The sequence below is a fragment of the Parachlamydia sp. genome, assembly GCF_050255895.1.
In the GTDB taxonomy this organism is placed as follows: domain Bacteria; phylum Chlamydiota; class Chlamydiia; order Chlamydiales; family Parachlamydiaceae; genus Parachlamydia; species Parachlamydia acanthamoebae.
In genome coordinates, this window is the sequence record NZ_JBFWIR010000008.1 from 24,343 (window position 1) to 43,536 (window position 19,194).

The 19,194-nt window shown below is 40.4% G+C and carries 18 protein-coding genes; 15 read left to right on the forward strand and 3 right to left on the reverse strand.

Annotation, left to right across the window (positions count from 1 at the left end):
* Position 1: 1 nt before the first annotated feature.
* From AB7E63_RS02465 to AB7E63_RS02475, 3 genes are all read left to right on the forward strand, one after another.
* Entirely contained in the window at positions 2-1,651 is a 1,650-nt protein-coding gene (locus tag AB7E63_RS02465; protein ID WP_006342364.1) for a TrkH family potassium uptake protein, read from the forward strand.
* Entirely contained in the window at positions 1,652-2,467 is an 816-nt protein-coding gene (locus AB7E63_RS02470; RefSeq protein ID WP_006342365.1) for a 50S ribosomal protein L11 methyltransferase, read from the forward strand. It begins immediately after the preceding gene.
* A 99-nt stretch (positions 2,468-2,566) separates the two neighbouring features.
* The gene (locus AB7E63_RS02475) at positions 2,567-4,351 is read left to right on the forward strand and encodes a putative Ig domain-containing protein (protein WP_006342366.1); all 1,785 of its coding nucleotides are present in this window, start codon (positions 2,567-2,569) and stop codon (positions 4,349-4,351) included.
* Positions 4,352-4,455: 104 nt separating this feature from the next.
* Here AB7E63_RS02475 and AB7E63_RS02480 read toward each other — a convergent pair whose 3' ends face one another.
* Positions 4,456-5,496 (reverse strand): hypothetical protein, encoded by a 1,041-nt coding sequence (locus AB7E63_RS02480; protein WP_006342367.1) that lies wholly within the window; start codon positions 5,494-5,496, stop codon positions 4,456-4,458.
* A gap of 12 nt (positions 5,497-5,508) precedes the next feature.
* Positions 5,509-6,531: a phosphotransferase gene (locus AB7E63_RS02485; protein WP_232503236.1), complete on the reverse strand. Its 1,023-nt coding sequence runs from the start codon at positions 6,529-6,531 to the stop codon at positions 5,509-5,511.
* A 139-nt stretch (positions 6,532-6,670) separates the two neighbouring features.
* Here AB7E63_RS02485 and AB7E63_RS02490 point away from each other — a divergent pair, with 139 nt between their 5' ends.
* Positions 6,671-6,952 (forward strand): translation initiation factor, encoded by a 282-nt coding sequence (locus tag AB7E63_RS02490; RefSeq protein WP_050784583.1) that lies wholly within the window; start codon positions 6,671-6,673, stop codon positions 6,950-6,952.
* Between the two features lie 364 nt (positions 6,953-7,316).
* On the opposite strand, the gene AB7E63_RS02495 is transcribed toward AB7E63_RS02490, so the two are convergent.
* Positions 7,317-7,592, reverse strand: a complete 276-nt coding sequence (locus tag AB7E63_RS02495) for a hypothetical protein (protein WP_006342372.1) — start codon at positions 7,590-7,592, stop codon at positions 7,317-7,319.
* Between the two features lie 547 nt (positions 7,593-8,139).
* Between AB7E63_RS02495 and AB7E63_RS02500 the strand changes: the two genes are divergently transcribed.
* The 11 genes from AB7E63_RS02500 to AB7E63_RS02550 all read left to right on the forward strand — a co-directional run bounded on the left by AB7E63_RS02500 (position 8,140) and on the right by AB7E63_RS02550 (position 19,185).
* Positions 8,140-9,282 (forward strand): branched-chain amino acid transport system II carrier protein, encoded by a 1,143-nt coding sequence (locus AB7E63_RS02500; RefSeq protein WP_036746529.1) that lies wholly within the window; start codon positions 8,140-8,142, stop codon positions 9,280-9,282.
* Positions 9,283-9,433: 151 nt separating this feature from the next.
* Positions 9,434-10,492 carry a dTDP-glucose 4,6-dehydratase gene (gene rfbB, locus AB7E63_RS02505; protein WP_006342374.1) on the forward strand — a complete coding sequence of 353 codons (1,059 nt, stop codon included), beginning with the start codon at positions 9,434-9,436 and terminating at the stop codon, positions 10,490-10,492.
* A 2-nt stretch (positions 10,493-10,494) separates the two neighbouring features.
* Positions 10,495-11,364: a glucose-1-phosphate thymidylyltransferase RfbA gene (rfbA, locus tag AB7E63_RS02510; RefSeq protein WP_036746531.1), complete on the forward strand. Its 870-nt coding sequence runs from the start codon at positions 10,495-10,497 to the stop codon at positions 11,362-11,364.
* Positions 11,365-11,369: 5 nt separating this feature from the next.
* Positions 11,370-11,915: a dTDP-4-dehydrorhamnose 3,5-epimerase gene (gene rfbC, locus AB7E63_RS02515; protein ID WP_013924373.1), complete on the forward strand. Its 546-nt coding sequence runs from the start codon at positions 11,370-11,372 to the stop codon at positions 11,913-11,915.
* A gap of 441 nt (positions 11,916-12,356) precedes the next feature.
* On the forward strand, positions 12,357-12,977 hold the full coding sequence (locus tag AB7E63_RS02520; RefSeq protein WP_006342378.1) for a L,D-transpeptidase: 621 nt from the start codon (positions 12,357-12,359) through the stop codon (positions 12,975-12,977).
* 63 nt (positions 12,978-13,040) lie between these two features.
* Positions 13,041-13,751, forward strand: a complete 711-nt coding sequence (gene rnc, locus AB7E63_RS02525) for a ribonuclease III (protein WP_006342379.1) — start codon at positions 13,041-13,043, stop codon at positions 13,749-13,751.
* A gap of 9 nt (positions 13,752-13,760) precedes the next feature.
* The gene (gene radA, locus AB7E63_RS02530) at positions 13,761-15,137 is read left to right on the forward strand and encodes a DNA repair protein RadA (RefSeq protein WP_408633530.1); all 1,377 of its coding nucleotides are present in this window, start codon (positions 13,761-13,763) and stop codon (positions 15,135-15,137) included.
* Positions 15,121-15,813, forward strand: coding sequence for a hydroxymethylbilane synthase (hemC, locus tag AB7E63_RS02535; protein ID WP_013924376.1), 693 nt, complete (start codon positions 15,121-15,123; stop codon positions 15,811-15,813). Before radA ends, hemC begins: the two co-directional genes overlap by 17 nt.
* On the forward strand, positions 15,792-16,427 hold the full coding sequence (locus AB7E63_RS02540) for a uroporphyrinogen-III synthase (protein WP_006342382.1): 636 nt from the start codon (positions 15,792-15,794) through the stop codon (positions 16,425-16,427). The genes hemC and AB7E63_RS02540 overlap by 22 nt, the downstream gene beginning before the upstream one ends.
* A 579-nt stretch (positions 16,428-17,006) precedes the next feature.
* The gene (locus AB7E63_RS02545) at positions 17,007-17,786 is read left to right on the forward strand and encodes a hypothetical protein (RefSeq protein ID WP_006342383.1); all 780 of its coding nucleotides are present in this window, start codon (positions 17,007-17,009) and stop codon (positions 17,784-17,786) included.
* Positions 17,787-17,985: 199 nt separating this feature from the next.
* Positions 17,986-19,185 (forward strand): PP2C family serine/threonine-protein phosphatase, encoded by a 1,200-nt coding sequence (locus AB7E63_RS02550; protein WP_013924382.1) that lies wholly within the window; start codon positions 17,986-17,988, stop codon positions 19,183-19,185.
* The last annotated feature ends 9 nt before the right edge of the window (positions 19,186-19,194 follow it).

A 19,194-nucleotide genomic window follows, 5' to 3' on the forward strand; every position in this document is an offset into this window, starting at 1 on the left:
TATGCAATTTAAAGATTTATGCAAAATTCTCTCCATCTTTGTTTTTGGAATTGCTGGAACTTTACTCATTCCTCTCTGCGTCGCTTGTTACTATAAATTTTTTTTGGATCCAGCTTTACATCCTCAACCCTATGCCATCGATGCTTTTTTAGAATCTGTTGCGATTTGTTTAGTTCTCGGGATGTGGCTGAGGTATTGTGGAAGACGTTCTAATCGTAAAATGTACTTAAAAGAGGGGATCGCGGCGGTTGTATTTTTGTGGGTGCTTGCGCCCGCATTAGCCGCTCTCCCTTTCGTTTTAAGCGGGACCCTGACGAATCCTTTACAAGCTTATTTTGAAATGGCATCTGGTTTAACCACCACGGGTGCAACCGTTATGCAAGCAAAGTCTTATGATTTAAAAACAGGTGAAGAAATCCCTATTACACGCACATTTTGTGGAAGTCCAGATGTGGAGTATACTTTTCATGGAACGATAGAACCAATTAGAGATCCACACACACATGAAATTGTTTTGTCAGGGATTGAAGCGGTAGGTAAAGGACTTTTATTTTGGCGGAGCTTGACCCAGTGGATGGGAGGTGTGGGCATTGTCGTGTTATTTGTTGCCATTTTACCTGCTTTAGGAGCAGGAGGGCGAATTCTATTTCAAGCTGAAGTTCCAGGTCCTATGAAAGATTCCATTACTCCACGTATCAAAGACGCGGCTATCGTGCTTTGGAAAATTTATTGCTTCCTCACGCTTGTGCAAATTGGGCTGCTGATGTTCACTAACGCTCAGATGTCTTTGTTTGATGCGATTACAATTAGCTTTTCAACTCTTTCAACAGGGGGATTTAGCGTTCATTCGACCAGTATTGGATTTTATCACGACAGCTGGACCGAATGGATTGTCTTGCTATTCATGATTTTGGGCGGAGTCAACTTTACTTTGTATTTTTACATGTTTAAAGGGAAATTTTATCGGATTTATGAGCCCGAATTTTTATGCTATCTGGCCATTATTTTGAGTAGTACTTTGATTGCTATTTGGAAGCTTGTGGGAACTCCAAAAGTGCTTATTGGAGGAATTCCCGATGGCCTTTTTTCTTGGCAAGAGGCTGCTCGTTATGGGATGTTCCAGGTCGTTTCTGCACAGACATCAACGGGGTTTGCAACGGCCAATTATGATACTTGGCCCTATGCGATGCAAACACTTATGCTTATCCTCATGTTTGTGGGGGGAATGTCTGGATCCACGGCAGGGGGAATCAAAATTATGCGCCATTACATGCTTTTTCGGATTGCGCAATTCAAAGTCGAATCTTTGTTTAGCCCTGAGAGAGTGCGGACATTCCGGGTGGCCGATAAAGAGGTAGACGCTAGCTCGGCTATTATGGTACTCTGTTTCTTTTTAATTATCATAACACTATCTGTTCTTGGCACATACATCTATATTTTGGATGGAATCGATCCCCAAACATCTCTAGGAATTGTTGGATGTATGGTGAATAATGTTGGACTAGGTTTTCGCATGGCTGGACCTGTGGAAAGCTTCGCATTTCTATCCAATTTTGGGTTGATGTGGTCTTCGATTTTAATGATTGCTGGACGTTTAGAATTTTTTGCTGTGCTTGCCGTATTAACCCCGCATTTTTGGGAAGACCATTAAATGATCACCTATCGTTTTTTTATTAGACCCCAATTCTCGTCTGAACAGGCATGGGAAGAACTCGAAAATTTTGGGGCTCAGCCTCTTTACAGCGAAGAAACAGAAGGAAGCAAAGAGGTTGTAGCTAGTTTGGGGGACATCCCATTTTCTGATTTCCCTTTTACTTCTTTGCAAACTATTGGAGCTTTTGCGCCGATTCATTTTAGTCCGATAGATTGGGAGTCTCAATGGTCCGCACATGGTCTTGATTATCGAGATGGGTGCGTGCACTTAGACCTAAATCAATTGATCGATGCACAAAACTTACCCGTCATCAAACTTAAGCCCGGGCCTGGTTTTGGCGATCTATCCCATGCCTCGACACGTATTGTTCTCCGTCTCATGAAAGATCGGGTTCACGGACAAGCTATTTTAGACGTAGGATCGGGTAGCGGGGTGTTATCTTTAGCTGCTGCGATTATGGGAGCTAAGATTGTGTGGGGAATCGATATCGATCCAGAAGCAGTTGAGCATGCTAAAGAGAACCTATTGCTCAATGAGCTGGAAGGTGACATTACTTTTTCCATTGAACCTCCCACCCATGTCCTTCAACAACAGCAGAATATTCTTGTCTTAATGAATATGATCGCTTCCGAACAAGCTGTTGCTTGGAAAAGTCTTAAATCTGTCCATCATTTGCCAGGGGAGGCTCTTATTTCCGGCATTCTTCAAGAAGAACGCGAACTCTATCTCCAGCAGGCTCTAAGATGGGGATGGACGTTATTAGACGAAATTGAGGAAGAAGGTTGGCTTGGTCTACACTTTCTTCGGAAATAGTGTGAGTCTCTTTTTGATCATTTGGATTTTTTATTTAAATAAATGAAAAAGCCTTTTATCTTGGAAAATTCTTTTAATAAGATGCTAGGGTAAATGACAATGAAAAAATTTTTAAGATGTTTGTTTTTGTTTTGTCTGATTTTTAATCAGTTACAGTCAAGTTTAAGCGATTGCAGCCGCTCCAGAGGACACTCGCAAAATGATTTGATTCCCAATTTTACATTAGGCGTGATTCCCCGTTCTATTACGGATGAGGCCGCTGTTTCCTTTTTTGGGGAAGTTGGACGACGTAATTATCGCGCGAATGGAACTTTTGGGGTGTTATGGGGAGAAGATGATCGCGTAAAGCTTTCAGGTGAATTTTTAACTCAAAAACTCGGTTATCGTTTTTCTACTGGTCGAGAAGAGCGTTGGATGCACCAGTATGCTGTGGGTGTTGAATACCAGCATGATTTTTGTAATGCATTTCTTCCCAGTGCAGACGTGGGATTTTATTGTTCATATGCTCCAGCTCGTAAATTGGGACACAAGGAATGTAGGGATTTTCTTTATTCGAGACGCATCGCAGGATCTAATAGCTATGGGGGGTCATTAGGGACAACTCTCATTCCTTGGTGTTCAGGATATTTTCATGTCGATGCAGACTACGATTTTGTTAAATATAATCGAAAATATAAATCAAGAAAGGTTGTCTCAGGTTTCGGCGGTAGTTTTACTTATCACCAAGACTTAAAATACAACCTTTTCTTTGATCTATTGGGGGAATTTAAACGTCCCTATAATTATGGAAGAGTACGCCTCGGCTGGCATCATCCTGATTGGTCCGGATTAGTCGTAGGCTTATTTGGAGCGCATACAAGAGGTAAATCGCATCTCCCTAGCAATACAACAGCTGGTCTTGAATTAACATATGTCTTTGGTGATCGAGCAGATAGTCGCAATGAATGTACTCCCTGTTATTGTGAACCCATTTTAGCTGCTTGGGTAAGCTCTCCTGCCGTGTATATGCCTCAAGTTTTGGCTGTGGCAGAAGAAAAGAAAAGACGGTTAGGGCCTTGCCAAATTTTAGTGAGTAATCCAATTCCTAACGCGAACTTTACAGGGACAGAGCTTTATACGCTAAATATCAGCCCCTATTTTAGCGATCCAAGTGGAGCGGCTTTGGTGTTCAGTGCAGAAGGATTGCCTCCAGAAGCTACTTTCGATCCAACGATGGGAGTTATTTTTGGGGTTGGACTCAATGACAATAATTCTTACACGGTGACAATTCGAGCAACGGCTGCGGATGCATGCTCGGTTGCTATTCAGTCCTTTACGATTAGCTTTCCATGTACAACATTAGTCAGTACAACGATTCCTCCTGCCTCATTCACAGGAATTGGGAACTACTCTTTGGATGTTAGCTCCCATTTCACGAATCCAAGTGGATTGCCTTTAGTTTATAGTGCCGTTGGGTTACCTGCAGGTTCAACGATTGATGCCTCGACGGGGGTGATATCAGGTTCTATCTTGTCGGATACGCTCACTTATAACGTGGTCGTGACCGCGACATCAGCGGATGCATGTGCAAGTGTCAGTGAGCCTTTCACAATTACTTTTCCGTGCATTCCTCCATCAGTGCTTCCGATTCCGCCTATAAATATTGGGGCTCTTTCTGGAACACCGTACACATTGGATATGTCAGTCTATTTTGTCAGCCCAGGTGGCCAGCCATTCACTTATAGTGCAACAGGTTTACCGCCAGGATCAACAATCGATCCAACAACTGGGGTAATATCTGGGGTTTCAGTTGGTTCAGGACCCGTATTTATCATTTCCATTTCAGGTACGACAGTTTGTGGAACAGTCACAACAAATTTCCAACTAACCTTTAACTCGGCTTAGGGGATATTTTGAGCATACCAAAAGCTCATGATGAGCCTTTGGTAAAAAAATAAAACCTAAATGTGATTAAAACATTTGGGTTTTTTATTGAATGCGTGAAGTTTTTAAGAAAGAGAAGCCGGCTTAAGTTCGGGATGTGTTAAACGCTCCTTTGAAAAATCGATGGCTTCTTTTTGGGTTCCTTCACGTTTGTGTAAAGAAGAATCCGGATTTAAACGGGCTTCGTAGCTCATCAATTCGCTTAGAGGGGATGTTTTACGTGTATCCAATGCGATGCTTCGATTTAAACGCATACTAGATCCCCAACTCGCATCTTTGTTAAGCTCTACAGCGGATATTTTTGTTTCAATTTCTTGGATCAAAATAAATTGAAAAAGATCATCATCCTCTTTTTGAATAGCGGCTTTAAAATGTTCGCGGAGATCAAGGCTTTCTCCTCGAATAGCATCGGTACAAACTGGTGTGCAACTTCCTCCTGTTAAGACATAATCGATTTTTATAGGACCACTGCCCAAATTTTTAAAATACCTTTTAATTTCTTGAAACATCTGACCATAGGTTGCTCCTAAATCGATATGTGCTAATATTCCGATTCGATAAGCTTCATTAAAAGCAACAAATCCGATACAGGTTGCAAAATGCCAAGAGGCTAAAATCGGTTTGGGATCCATTGCACTAACGATGGCATATTCTCCTTGTTTGATTTCTTGAATCAGCTCAAATGCATCGAGAATAGGTGCAAGATAAGTTTGCGGTTGTTGAGTTATGAGATCCGAGGATTCTCTAAATAAAAAATTCCTTTTGCCATCTTTGGAGGGGACTATGACAAGATCATAAAAAAGATTTTTGATGCGCAGGATGGTATTGATTTTGATTTCTAAGTAGCTAGTTCCATGTCCTTTACCCATCTGAGACCAAATTTTTGTTATCAAATCGTCAAAATTTTCAGGAAGTGGAGTTATTTGAGCTAATTCTCTAAATCTATCCAATGAAAGAAGAAAACAAATATCTTTGACTTCGAATGGTTTCTTCATGCCCGAGGAATCGGTTATGTCTATCGTTATCTCTTGAGATTCTCGAGGTCTTTCTTCGAATTTTGTTGCAAAAGATTGGCTGACGGAGTCTAAAAAAACGTGATAATCCATATATCCTCAAACTTATAATGCAAGCTGGTAATTTAGGCGAGATAGTTCGTAGAAATACTGCGCAGGAAGTTCTTCCATCGAGTCTGCATAAGTTTTTTGATATGTGCTCCAGCTTTTAAGGCTTGCCTGTGGATCAATTTTCTGTTGAGGATGTTTTCTTAGCTGAACGTCGGCCAGGTATAAGTTTGTCAGAGACCAAAAAGCTTGATGGATCTTTTTTTGCAGGGTAAAACGACTCGTTTCCTCGACCGTGGGTTGTCGTTGCAAATAGGTCTTTAACAGGAGTGCTTCTTGTACTTCATCGTAATCATGTTTTAAGGCGAAATAGGTCAAGTCGTAAAAAGGGTCTTCCAAGCTTGATTCAGCCCAATCGATCAATAGCACACCATTATCATCTGTCAAAAAGATGTTTCTTGGATTTAAATCACCATGGACATTCACCTGTGGGCATGCATAGGCTGACAATTGTTCTCGATATCTCTTGATTAGCTCAAGTGCACCGTTTATGTTTTCCTCTGTTCCCAATCCGTCTTTTAGGACTTTTTCATGGCAACGGTGAGCATTGGATAAAAGACTTTCACCCACATGAGGATGGCCAACAATTTCATGGGCCTTGCGAATTGCGCAAGCTATTTTTACAATGTTTTCAGGTAATTTAGCTTTTTCAAGTGTCAGTGTTTTGTGATTAACGAATTCCATTAGGATGGCTCTATTATCTGATGATACATACGCGACATGAGGAGCAATGCCTAATTTAGCCGCTTCAATGAGTGCAAAATGTTCTCTTTCATCTTGAGAACTTAGCTGTGTCGATTGGTGTAGGCGTAAAACGTATTGTTGCGTTGGGGTCTCTATCTTATACAATGCAGTTCCCGAAAGACCGCCCTTTAATACTTGAATCATCCACTGTTCTTTAGGGATTGAGGGGAAACTTTGTTCGAGAATTGTATAAACATCAGGATCAATAATAGAGGCCGAAATAAGGGTGTCTACCGAAAATAAAAGGGACAAAAGTGCGATTAAAGTCTTTTTCATTAAAAGGATTCCTTGCAAAAAGTAAGCTTCCATTATACTCGTACTTCTAGAAATTAAAAATAGAAATGTGCGCTTTCAAATTTAAGTTTACTGCGCTTGTCGCAAATTTTGATAATGCTCGAAAGTTGAGGGAAACAGAATGCCATTTAACATAAGTGGAGAATGGGTGCCAAATCCAACAAAACCAAGCAATGTTTCGACGAAGGTTGTCAAAGTACGACTAATTAAACGGGGAAAAAGTATTTTGACCGTGATATTGAATTTAAATCTCTCTGTAAAAGAGAGGTCAGAATTGGCCTCAGACATCAAAAAAAAATTGGGATGTGGCGGAGCCGTTAAGGAAAATGATATTGAAATTCAAGGGGACAAAGTTGAGCAGGTCAAAAAAATGCTGATGGAGAAGGGCATTAAATCAGCTTAATATCAGCAAGCAACACGCTGAATGTCAGCATGACTTTGCTCTCTCTTTCTTCTGTTTTTTTGTAGAAAACAAAAAAGAGTTTATGTCTTCCGCAATTTAGTAGCGTGAACTATTTAGGTATTGCTTGTATGTGGATTTTGAGATGCCATTCTTCAAAATGGGATATTGCTTTGATTGGCTGGAGAGATAAAACTAGATTCCACCGCAGCCGTTGCCCCGGCTTTATCGGAATGGATGGACGGTAGAGCTGATAAGTGTCATACTAAGGCTTCAAATCATTTATTCAGTAAGTAGTGGTAGACCTAACATTCGTATCGCCAGTCGTATCCACCAGCCCCCACTTGGACCAATGAAGAGTTCTAGCTTATTTATTTTCACTAGAACGTTTACAATTAACGTGTCCGCCATGACCACCATTTCCTCCGTTGCCACCACTTAACCAACCATTTCCACCCTTTCCCCCATGTCCACCATGCTGACCAGGTTTTCCATTTTGGCCATTACTACCGTTTTCTCCATCTTTTCCATTCTCTCCATCTTTTGCACGAGAAGAACCAGTTGTTTCATCTGAACTAGATGCACAAACAAATCCAAATTGTAAAAGAGTAAGCCCTAGTATTGTCAAAATAAGTTTTTTCACTTTTAATCCTTAACGTTATTTTTTGTTCCCATCTTGTCTGTCACATCCATTTCCTGCATGGCCAGAGCCACCAAATTCGTTACCTTCGTTATTAGCTAATATGGTGTCTCATCAAAACAATGAAAGGCTCGTCGTTGTTTTCCAATTGGTTTTTTATTACATAGAATACTGGATGATTATACACAGTGGTTTATGTGGTTTCCCCTTGAAAAAATATCAATTTTTTGCTAATCTTTTTCTTAAACCTCTAAGAAGGGAATTATAACAAAGGATTAAAAATGAACTCCTATTCTAAATTTTTGTGTCCGCAATTCTGCCATAACCAATCATCTGTTTCTCTCTTCATTTCTCCTTCTATTATTATTTCCATTATTATTTAAGTCTTGTTTTTATCGCTGCTCCTAATAGAAAAGCGATTGTCGAATTTTCGTATTCAATATCCGTTTCTTTAGAAGAAAAATGACATCTCTTTTATGCAGATACTGCGAAGAGAAATCCGTTCGCTTGAGTGCAATTAGATACAGATTATTTAAAAATAGGTTGTAAAATGAAAAATAAATCTCTCGTCGTCAGCACTGGCTTAGCTATGTTTTCGATGTTTTTTGGATCAGGAAATCTTGTATTTCCTCTTACTGTCGGGCGTGATGCTGGAGGGCAATTTGCCCTGGCTTCAATTGGATTTTTGCTGACCGGAGTGATTGTTCCCTTTTTAGGCGTTTTGGCGATGTTTCTTTATCGAGGTGAAGCGCGTTCTTTTTTCTCTTCTTTAGGAAAAGGCGCCGCGTTTTGGTTTCCCTTGTGTGCACTTTCTCTTATGGGTCCTTTTGGTGTATTGGCTCGTTGTATTACAGTCGCTCATGGTATTTTTTGCCTAGTTGTACCTGGTGTTTCGCTTCCTCTATTTAGTATCATATTTTGTGCTGTTATCTTTTTGCTTACTATGAATAAGGGAAGAATTGTGTCTTTGCTAGGTAGTTATCTGACTCCTGTTTTGCTTCTCTCTTTGGGTGCTATTGTTGCTCTTGGACTATGGCATGGAAATTTCCCTTCGGTTTATACGGTGACAGATTGGGGCGCTTTTAAACTGGGATTTTTAAAGGGCTATCAAACCATGGATTTGTTAGCGGCGTTCTTTTTTTCCACATTTATTATTGAACATTTACAAAAAAATTCTGCTCAAGAGCTTAGTCAATCTTCATTGATCAAGATCTTCTTTAAAGCTTCTGTGATTGGAGCAAGTTTATTGTCTGTTATTTATGTGGCTTTGGTTACTTTAGGAACCGTTTATGGAAGTTCTTTTGGACATGTTCCTCAAGAACAAATGTTGGGAATGATCGCAGAGCATGCTTTAGGACCTTATGCGTCTATCGTCTTATGTGTGGCTGTTATCCTAGCTTGCTTGACAACGGCGATAGTCTTGGCTTCTCTTTTTGCAGACTTTTTGCGTGTAGAAGTTTCAAAAGAAAAAATCTCTGAGCCTGTTTCCTTGCTCGTGACGCTTGGCATTTCTTTCACGGTTTCAACGTTCGAATTTGCGGGCATCGCTGGATTTTTAGGGCCTTTACTCGAAGCGATTTATCCTGCTTTAATTACGCTGACTATTTTAAGTATTGTGCATAAATTATGGGGATATCAACTTCATCGTTGGCCGATTGCTGCTACACTTGCAACCAAAGTTCTTTGGTTCTAAATCTCTCTCTAAAGGGGAAGTCCTTTATGGATTTTCCCTTTGTCATTTCAATCTATGCACACTTGTTTTGGTTTTTTTATTTAAAAATGGTAGTGTGTGTCTGTTTTCGAAGAATAATATGATTTATCGCCAGGGAAGGAGCTGCTAACGTATGATTTTAGTGACGGGGGGTGCCGGTTTTATTGGATCAAATTTCATTAAAAATTGGCTTCACTATGAAAAAGATCCTATTATCAATCTGGATAAATTAACATACGCCGGGAATCTTCATAATCTCTCTGGAATTTGTGAAAATCCTCTTTACCATTTTGTGCAAGGCGACATTCAAGATCGAGCACTTGTGCGAGAGATTTTGCATAAATACCATCCACATTCGATTATTCACTTTGCAGCTGAATCGCATGTTGACCGTTCTATTCACGCCCCAGAAGCTTTTATTCAAACAAATATTCTTGGCACTTATTGTTTACTCGAAGAAGCTTTAGCCTATTGGAATGAGCTTTCAGACGAGCGGAAAAAACATTTTCGCTTTCTGCAAATTTCAACAGATGAGGTATTTGGTTCATTAACGTCCTTTGCTCCTGCCTCTACAGAAGTGAGTCCTTATCGCCCTAATAACCCGTATTCAGCTTCAAAGGCTTCTGCTGATCACTTGGTCGAGGCTTTTGGGCATACTTACCATCTGCCTATCTTAATCACGCGCAGTGCGAATAATTTTGGCCCTTTTCAATTTCCTGAAAAATTCATTCCACATCTTATTCTTCAAGCGATACAGGGTAACACCATCCCGATTTATGGCGATGGTTTACAGGTGCGTAATTGGATTTATGTGCACGACCATTGTAACGCGATTCGACAAGTTTTGGAGAAGGGAACCGTGGGGGAGTCCTACAATATCGCCGGAATAAAAGAGACCACTAATCTCGAATTAGCGGAAATGATTTGTGGAATCTTAGACGAATTGAAGCCTGATTCTCCTGTTCTGCCGCATTCCTCTTTAATTGTGCATGTGAAAGATCGTCCGGGTCATGATCGCCGCTATTCGTTAAATGGCACAAAAATATGGAAAGAATTAGGTTGGATGCCAGAGGCTAGTTTTGAACAGCAATTGCGTGAAACTGTTCAGTGGTATTTGAGCCATTCTCATTGGGTGGAAAATATTTTATCTGGAGAATATCAAAACTGGATTAAACAGCATTATCAGGGGTGAGCATGAGAAAGGGGATTATATTAGCAGGAGGCAGTGGAACTAGGCTATATCCATTGACTGCCGCACTGTCTAAGCAATTGCTACCAGTTTACGATAAGCCAATGATTTATTATCCCATTTCTACTTTAATGTTAGCGGGGATTCGGGAAATCCTCATTATTTCAACACCTGAGGATACACCACGCTTTCAACAATTGCTGGGAGATGGTTCTCAATGGGGATTGGATTTTCATTATGCGGTGCAACCTCATCCAGGGGGATTAGCGCAAGCCTTCATTATTGGAAAATTCTTTCTTCAAAACCAACCTTGTGTACTCATTTTAGGGGATAATCTCTTCTTTGGAAACGAACTATCACAACTATTAAAAGCTGCTGAAGAGGAAAAAGATGGTGCAACGATCTTTGCCTATAAGGTGCATAATCCACAAAGATATGGTGTGGTTGAGTTTGATAAAGATAAGCGACCTAAGGGCATTGTAGAAAAGCCCATAGTTCCTAAATCTCGTTATGCTGTCACCGGTTTATATTTTTATGATCATCAGGTGTGTGATATTGCTGCAGATCTGAAGCCCTCTGCAAGAGGAGAGTTGGAGATTACAGATGTGAACAATTACTATCTGAAACAAGGAACTCTGCACTTAGAAATTTTTGGGCGGGGGATTGCCTGGCTTGATACAGGTACCTTTGAGTCCTTGCTTGAGGCTTCGGTTTTTATCCAGACAATTCAGCACAGACAAGGTGTCAAAATTGGTTGCTTGGAAGAAATTGCTTATCGGATGGGTTATATTCCCAGCATTCAATTGGAAAAAATCGCGCATGCCATGCGTGATAGTGAGTATGCCTCTTATTTACTTGAACTTTTGGATGATTAAATTCAATGCATGCCATTAAAACTGAGATTCCCGATGTGATACTGTTCGAGCACAGTGTGTTTCGTGATGCACGAGGCTTTTTTTTAGAAAGTTATCGTGCAAGTGATTTTGCGCAAGAAATAGGTGCGCATAAAGCATTTGTTCAAGACAACCATTCGCATTCTCTTCAAGGAGTGCTGCGAGGATTGCATTATCAATATAAAAAGCCTCAAGGAAAACTTGTCAGAGTCGTTACGGGTGAAATTTTTGATGTGGCGGTGGATTTGCGTCAATCTTCCCCAACCTATGGTAAATGGGTTGGCAGGCATCTTTCAGCTGAAAGGCCTTGTTCAATGTGGATTCCTCCGGAATTCGCGCATGGGTTTCTAGTGTTGTCCAGCCATGCCGATGTTCTGTATAAAACGACGGATTATTATGATCCCTCTTCGGAGTTCTGTTTGCGATGGAATGATCCACAATTGGCAATTAACTGGCCCCTTCAACAGCCGCCCATGTTGTCAAAAAAAGACACAGACGGAAAGTTATTTAAGGAGCTGCCGCATTTTCTCTAGTTATTCACTACCCAAAGATCGAATGCAGATAAAATGGCAATTGCAAAGACCGCTCGAATAAGTATTTTTAAAAGATGTTTTATGTCGATTCCAGAAGGTTTTCCTTGTCGATGGCAAGAGATAACGCTGAATTGTCAAGGTTGCCAATTCGACAAATAATACCAGGGTGGCTCTTCGGAGTAAAACCGATGGCATAAATATTCCTAAAATTTAACTTTTTAGCAATCTTTTTATGTTAGCAAAGCTCCCGGCAAATGAAGGGCATTTAAATTAAAGAAAAGCAATGAGAATTGTCAAGAAAAACCGATAAAAAATCAATGAAAAGGATGTAAGATAAATTTTAATGCGCGAGTTTTGAATATTTTCTTCTTCTACCTTGAGCTTAAACGCCATCCATGATAAGGTGCGTTTTTCGTCAAATACAATGATCCCATGATGTACATGAAGCGTCCGATTGCAATTTTAATCTCTTTAGCTCTGTTAATCCTTAGTTATCCCCTACAGGCAAACTCACTACCCAAGCAATTCCTCGATAAGATGGCAGAACTGAAGCAGCCATTAACGCGTCATGTCATTGTCGTAGACGTTACTTCGCAAAAATTATTTTTATACAACGACCATAAAATAGTAACAAGCTATCCCATTTCCACCTCAAGTAAAGGAACCGGACAAGAATCCAATAGCTATAAAACTCCTTTAGGTGCTCACCGAATCGCTGAAAAAATTGGACAGAACGCTCCTATTAATGCGATTTTTGTGGAAAGAAAGAATACTGGTAAAATTTGGTCCCCTCTTCCTAAAGGAAAACGAGAAAAAGTTGATCTAGTCCTAACGCGCATCTTATGGTTAGAAGGATTAGAAAAAGGCTTCAATCAAGGCATTGGAAAAGGTGGGAAAAGTGTGGACAGCTTTCAAAGGTATATTTACATCCATGGCACTAACGCTGAAGATTTAATCGGAACCCCAGCCTCAAAAGGATGTATTCGCATGAAAAATGAAGATCTTATCTCTTTGTTTGCGTTTGTTGATTCTGGATCTCTCGTGTATATTTCGTATTTTTAAAAGACTAAAGAAAAAAATCGTTCTATCCACTATACTAGTTACTGTTTATATTTTAATGGTTGTATGAAAGCATTGGATTTGTTAGCTCAAAATATTTCAAATATTGAATTAAGGTTAGGTTATAAATTTCAAGATCGAGACTTGCTGGCACTTGCCTTTGTCCACCGGTCTTTTATCAATGAAAATCGGGAAATTCACGAACATAATGAACGCTTAGAATTTTTGGGCGATTCTGTTTTAGGATTATTGATTGCGGATTACCTTTACCGTTATCTTCCCTCAACGCCTGAAGGAGAACTCTCCTATCTGAAATCCAGGCTAGTGGAGGCTAGTTCATGCGTGACATACATTCATAAGCTGGACCTTGAACAGTTTTTGTTGCTGGGTCGTGGCGAGCGTATGAATGACGGTAGAGGAAGAGAATCGATCCTAGCCGATCTATTAGAAGCTATTATTGGAGCCGTTTATCTCGATGGCGGATTAGAAAGCGCTAAAGCTTTTCTTTTCAAAAACTTTTCGACAGAAATCGAAGCCATATTAAAAACTCCCGTGCGCAATTGGAAAGCCCTACTGCAAGATTATTGCCAGAAAAAATATCAAACAACACCTTCTTATCATGTTATCGATGAAAAAGGACCTGATCATAGTAAAACATTTAAAATTTCCGTGTTTTTAAATGATGAGGAAGTTGGCAAAGGAGAAGGGGGATCTAAAAAAGAGGCCCAGCAGAAAGCTGCCGAAGATGCACTTTCTAAAATGGATATTCATGAATAGTGAGGCAAAATTGTGGCGATTAAGCAAAAAAATGTGTGGTATTGTAGTGAATGTGGACATAAACAGACAAAATGGTTAGGTCAATGTCCTCAATGTTCCCGCTGGAATACTTTTCATGAAGAAGTTGAGTTTTTAGGAAACGTTCGCTTCGAATCCGCTCCCTCTATCTCTGCAAACAAGCCGATGCGTATTAAAGATGTTTCTTCAGTAGAAACTCCTCGTATTTCCACCCATATCCAAGAATGCGATCGCTTAATTGGCGGAGGGATTGTTCCGGGTTCTCTGACGCTTGTCGGAGGGGATCCAGGTATTGGCAAGTCCACCTTGTTACTCCAGCTTTCGAATGCTTTAGCTATGCAAGGGCTTATTATCCTGTATGTGTGCGGAGAAGAGTCCGTCGAGCAAACATCGATGCGTGCAAAGCGCTTAGGCATTGAATCTGATAACCTCTATCTCTTGAACGAAACCAATTTCTCGGCCATTAAAGTCCAAATCGACAACATCAAACCCGACGTTCTCATTGTCGACTCGATTCAAATTGTTTACAAAAGTGAGATCAGCTCGGCTCCTGGTTCCGTTTCGCAAGTGCGAGAAACCACGACAGAATTTATGCACCTAGCAAAAGGGCGAAGAATTGCCACTTTCTTGATTGGTCACGTGACAAAGTCTGGAGAGATCGCAGGTCCACGTGTGCTTGAGCACTTAGTGGATACAGTGCTCTATTTCGAAGGGGACAAGCAGCAGAACTACCGCATGATTCGGGTTGTGAAAAACCGTTTTGGTCCAACGGATGAGATCGCGGTATTTCAAATGAATTCAAGTGGTTTAACGCAAGTCCCAAATCCTTCACATATATTCCTCGAGGAAAGAACCAAAAATAGAGTGGGTTCTGTGGTTATTCCTACCATTGAGGGGACTCGTCCCATTTTAATTGAAGCCCAGGCTCTTGTCACAGAAACGGTTTTTAGTACCCCTTCCCGTCGTTGCACAGGCTTGGACCAAAATCGTTTGGCTCTTTTGTTGGCCGTTTTAGAGAAAAGAATGCGCTATCAATTATATAAGTGTGACGTCTTTGTTTCGATCGCCGGAGGCATTCGTGTGACAGAACCTGGCTTAGATCTCGGTGTTTTGCTAGCGGTTGCATCATCCATGCGCAACCGAGTCATCGATCCAGAAACAGTTGTGGTTGGAGAAGTGGGCCTTGGAGGTGAAATTCGAAGCGTTCCCCGCGTCGATAGCCGCATTAAAGAGGCTTTGCATATGGGTTTCACACGGTGTGTCATTCCTAAACGCAATTTAAAAGGTGTTTCAGAAGAAATTCGCCAAAAAGTTTCTTTAATTGGTGTTGAATTTGTTGAGGAGGCCGTAGATGCCCTTATCTCCTAAATGTCTTCGAGTGGCAGCACGAGAATCTCCATTATCAAAAGCTCAGGTCTTAGAAGTCCAACAGGCTTTGCATCCTCATCATCCTATGATTGAGCTGATTCCTGTTTGGGTGGCCACGACAGGGGATAAACAGCAAGAGATCTCCCTGCGAAATATGGAAAAAACAGATTTCTTCACCAAGGAATTGGATGCGTTATTGCTCTCGGGACAATGTGATGTGGCTGTGCATTCTGCCAAAGATTTGCCCGACCCATTGCCTCAGGGCTTATCTTTAATTGCTTTAACAGAGGGCGTCGATAATCGAGATGTGCTAGTGATTCGAGAAGGACTTAGTCTTGCGGCACTCCCTCAAGCAGCCATGATCGCCACTTCTTCCGAGCGTCGCGAGCAGCAAGCTCGCATGCTGCGCACAGATTTTCGTTTTATGGATTTACGCGGAACCATTGGTCAACGATTAAGTCTTTTAGAGGCTGGTGTGGCGGATGGTATCATCGTGGCAGAAGCAGCCTTGATTCGCTTAGGACTTTGCCATTTAAATCGCGTTTATTTGCCGGGAGAGACCGCGCCTATGCAAGGACGACTCGCTATTTTGGCTAAGACAGAGCATGTCGAGATGCGTGAAATTTTTGCTTGCCTTGATGCTGAGAGTGGATTATGTCTCGCATCCTCTATCTAGGATTAAAAATCCCCAAAGCTTTATATCGGCAAGCGATCCATTGTCCCATCATTAAAATCGCTCCTCGAGCATTTTTTGAGCCTGATATTATACAGGCTTTTTCTCGTTTTTCGGATTATACCCATCTTATTTTAACCAGCCAAACAGCCGTTCAGCTATTCTTAGAAGCAGCTATCTTCTTTCAGATAAATGCAGATGTCATCAATACTAAAAAGATCGTGGCTGTAGGGAAGAAAACAGCTGCCGAGCTGGCTAAGCACCGGTTTTCTGCCGATTTTGTTCCACTGGAAGAAACTGCGGAAGGGATTAGAGACTTATTTGCAAATTGGGACCGAACTTCCTTGTATGTGTTTTGGCCACATTCAGCACTTTCTAGACCCTTATTGACCGATTATTGGAAACAAAATGGAATTAAGCATACTGATTGTGTCCTCTACGATACCTTTACAAATCATGAAGTCACATTACCCGATCTTTCTACAATCGATGAAATTGTCTTTACAAGCCCTTCTACAGTAGATGCCTTTTTAGAGAGGTATTACCATATTCCTAGAGACAAAAAATTGACATTCATTGGACCTGTAACAGCTGCCAGACTAGCAAAAAGCTTGTGAGAAGATACGGCTTTATGCGAAATAAATGGGTCCTGAGCATGTGGCTTGCTCTGCCTTTAGTTTGTTCTCTTTTAAGTTTTGTTTAAGAAAAGATTCCTGAACCGCGCTCTAAAAATATGGTCAATTTGGATACCATGGGCAAGATGGCGGGAATGGTGGAGATGCTGTGTGAGGGATCAATGCGAAATTTTAAATAAATTTATGTCTTTGTGTTTTTTTTGTTGATTTAAATTTTTGATTGCTTTTTTCTTGTCGCGTGAATCTTAAGCTTGCGAGGAGGTAAAATGAAGAAGAATATATATGGTCTTTTGCTATGCAGTTAATTCATTTGCGGAAGATAAAATTTATGTTGAGCCAAACAGGATTATTGTTCTCAATTCCGGAATATTTGTTGAATATAACGATGTAACTGTTCAGGTGGACGGCGTTCATTGCGATGATCAAGGTATCTTTCTAATCAATACAACAATTCAATCGCCCCAAGAATGGGTCTGTGATAAGTGTTACAGCCATAATTGACCATGGGAAGACACATGCTATTATTGCAGAAAAAATCGTTTTGAAAACTAAATGGTAATCATGAAATTTGCTATTTTATTTATTTTCTGCAGTCAATTGAGCTTTCTTAGTGCTGTCAGTCTTAACGAGAAAATAGTGACAATTCCTCTGGAAGATCGCAAGGCTCTGGAGGAATTGTTTCGCGATGTCGTTAACAATGATCACTTTGGATATACCTTATATGGGGACAAGCCTGTTTCAATCGCAGCTCATTTTCGAGTTACTCCTTGGGAAAATACCTTAGAGCTTGGTCAGTGTGATGGCCTTTTTTGGAAAAGATGGGAAATTTGGGAAAAATACAAAGACAAATTTCCTAGTTCGAACTATCTTCTTTTGCGTGAAAAAAATTCCGCTTCCCCTCTTTTTTTTAGCGACATGGTTGTATTGATAAATAAAGGCGCATTTTTACAAACAATAAAACGTTACTTGCTCATTTTTGAAAGTGTTTTGAAGCAAAAAGTTATTCCAGAACAATTTTTAGCACAAATTGAAGAAGGTAAAAAAACTTTTCTTGACAGTATTTTGGATCACGATTTATTGCTAGGAATCCTTTTAGGATATGGACAACATAATGCGACGTTATTTTGTCACAAAGATAAAATTTTTAAACAAACATGCTTGGGACTATATGCGCGTAGTAAGCGTTTTCCTCTAATAATACAAGATCTGTCTTTTGCAGCTGATCTTCAGCATCCTGAAACAAAATATTTGAAGAAAAAATATGATCATCTGAGAGGTGTGATCTCGGCAATATATGCTAAAGAAGGGTTCTTAGTAGGTTCATTATCCCGTTTTACCTAATAAGGAATTGTAAAAACTTTTAAAAAGTGAGCAAGCATTGGTTGATAAGTATCGTAAATTTGCTGTTCTTTGATCGTTGAGATGTTTACTTCGATACTATATTTACAAGATAGATTCGATAAATAAAGCATTGTAAAAGTCATCTCAAATCGCTATTCTGCCGTCCAATAATACAAATACTTGTGATTAGGAGAATAACGTGAATCTTTTTCATTCTATGGTTGATAAGTTACCTGGATCATCTTACATTAAAGTCTGTTTATCTTCTTCTTGCAAGTCAGCAACAAGATGGGGGCATCGAATTGTTTCGACTTTCGAACATATGCCTTTATTCGGAAAGTTTGCCCTGCAGGTGAAATTGATTGCGATTTTGGCATTAAGAAAATTGTTTCTGCCTAGGGATGTTTCCTGGAAACCAAGACGATTGCCGGTTGAGCATGCGTTTGAAAAAATGCGTCGCAATGCTTACAAAGCTGTTCAAGAGCATTACAATAAAGCATCTTGTGAAAGCTACATCTCTCCCTGTGAAATGCAATTATTGGCAGCGCCTGGCAAATCTTCACTCCACTTTTTCCCAGCAGTATGCAGTAGCAAAGGGAATAGACCGACTATGGAGGATACCCAGTTTTATTTGGAATTCCCAAAGGGAATTCTTTTAGCAGTCTTTGATGGACATCGTGGACGGGGTGTGGCGGATTTTGCACGAGATGAATTTCAGAAAAGATTTCCGATTGCATTAGCTGATGCCGAAGGGAATGTGCATGAAGCCTTTGAACAATTATTTTATGCGATTCATTCCGACATCGTAAAAGCACATGATATCAATTTAATCTGCAAGGGAAGCGCGGCTGTTGTGTGTTACATTGATAAAATGACACAAAAAATTTACGCAGCGACTCTAGGTGATAGTGAGGCTAATATTTATAGAAAAATTGATGGAGAGCTAAAATCCATTCCTCTTTCATGTGTTAGGGATTGGAGCCATGAAAAAGAAGCTTTGCGGGCTGCAATAGCCCAAAAAGACCTCTCAATTGTGTATAAATGGACGCATACGGATGAGCCGAAGAGTTTACGTTATTACAAAAGAACTTTTTCTGGTAAGTATGGGCTTAATTTAAGCCGATCGCTTGGTGATGCAGATTTTGCAGGGACTCCCGCGGAACCGATCATGATTGCAAAGCCAAAGATTACAGTTTGGGAGCTTATGCAGGATGATATCCTTGTACTAGCTAGCGATGGATTAAAGGATTATGTTTCAGAAGAACGGATTGTGGATGTTCTTCAAGAAGAATGCGATAACATTGCGGAATGTCTCATTAACGAAGCCATAAAAGAGAAAAGTGAAAATGTAACGGTGATAGCGGTTAAGGTGTGTGGTATAGGCATTGGATCGCAATAGGGCAGGAGC

What these genes read in the sequence shown, in the direction of transcription:
- rnc (WP_006342379.1), top strand. Translation starts at nt 13,041, where the DNA reads ATGAAAGCATTGGATTTGTTAGCTCAAAATATTTCAAATATTGAATTA.
- AB7E63_RS02485 (WP_232503236.1), bottom strand. Translation starts at nt 6,531, where the DNA reads ATGAAAAAGACTTTAATCGCACTTTTGTCCCTTTTATTTTCGGTAGAC.
- AB7E63_RS02500 (WP_036746529.1), top strand. Translation starts at nt 8,140, where the DNA reads ATGAAAAATAAATCTCTCGTCGTCAGCACTGGCTTAGCTATGTTTTCG.
- AB7E63_RS02520 (WP_006342378.1), top strand. Translation starts at nt 12,357, where the DNA reads ATGAAGCGTCCGATTGCAATTTTAATCTCTTTAGCTCTGTTAATCCTT.
- rfbB (WP_006342374.1), top strand. Translation starts at nt 9,434, where the DNA reads ATGATTTTAGTGACGGGGGGTGCCGGTTTTATTGGATCAAATTTCATT.
- AB7E63_RS02545 (WP_006342383.1), top strand. Translation starts at nt 17,007, where the DNA reads ATGAAATTTGCTATTTTATTTATTTTCTGCAGTCAATTGAGCTTTCTT.
- AB7E63_RS02540 (WP_006342382.1), top strand. Translation starts at nt 15,792, where the DNA reads ATGTCTCGCATCCTCTATCTAGGATTAAAAATCCCCAAAGCTTTATAT.
- hemC (WP_013924376.1), top strand. Translation starts at nt 15,121, where the DNA reads ATGCCCTTATCTCCTAAATGTCTTCGAGTGGCAGCACGAGAATCTCCA.
- AB7E63_RS02465 (WP_006342364.1), top strand. Translation starts at nt 2, where the DNA reads ATGCAATTTAAAGATTTATGCAAAATTCTCTCCATCTTTGTTTTTGGA.
- rfbC (WP_013924373.1), top strand. Translation starts at nt 11,370, where the DNA reads ATGCATGCCATTAAAACTGAGATTCCCGATGTGATACTGTTCGAGCAC.
- AB7E63_RS02490 (WP_050784583.1), top strand. Translation starts at nt 6,671, where the DNA reads ATGCCATTTAACATAAGTGGAGAATGGGTGCCAAATCCAACAAAACCA.
- rfbA (WP_036746531.1), top strand. Translation starts at nt 10,495, where the DNA reads ATGAGAAAGGGGATTATATTAGCAGGAGGCAGTGGAACTAGGCTATAT.
- AB7E63_RS02480 (WP_006342367.1), bottom strand. Translation starts at nt 5,496, where the DNA reads ATGGATTATCACGTTTTTTTAGACTCCGTCAGCCAATCTTTTGCAACA.
- AB7E63_RS02470 (WP_006342365.1), top strand. Translation starts at nt 1,652, where the DNA reads ATGATCACCTATCGTTTTTTTATTAGACCCCAATTCTCGTCTGAACAG.
- AB7E63_RS02475 (WP_006342366.1), top strand. Translation starts at nt 2,567, where the DNA reads ATGAAAAAATTTTTAAGATGTTTGTTTTTGTTTTGTCTGATTTTTAAT.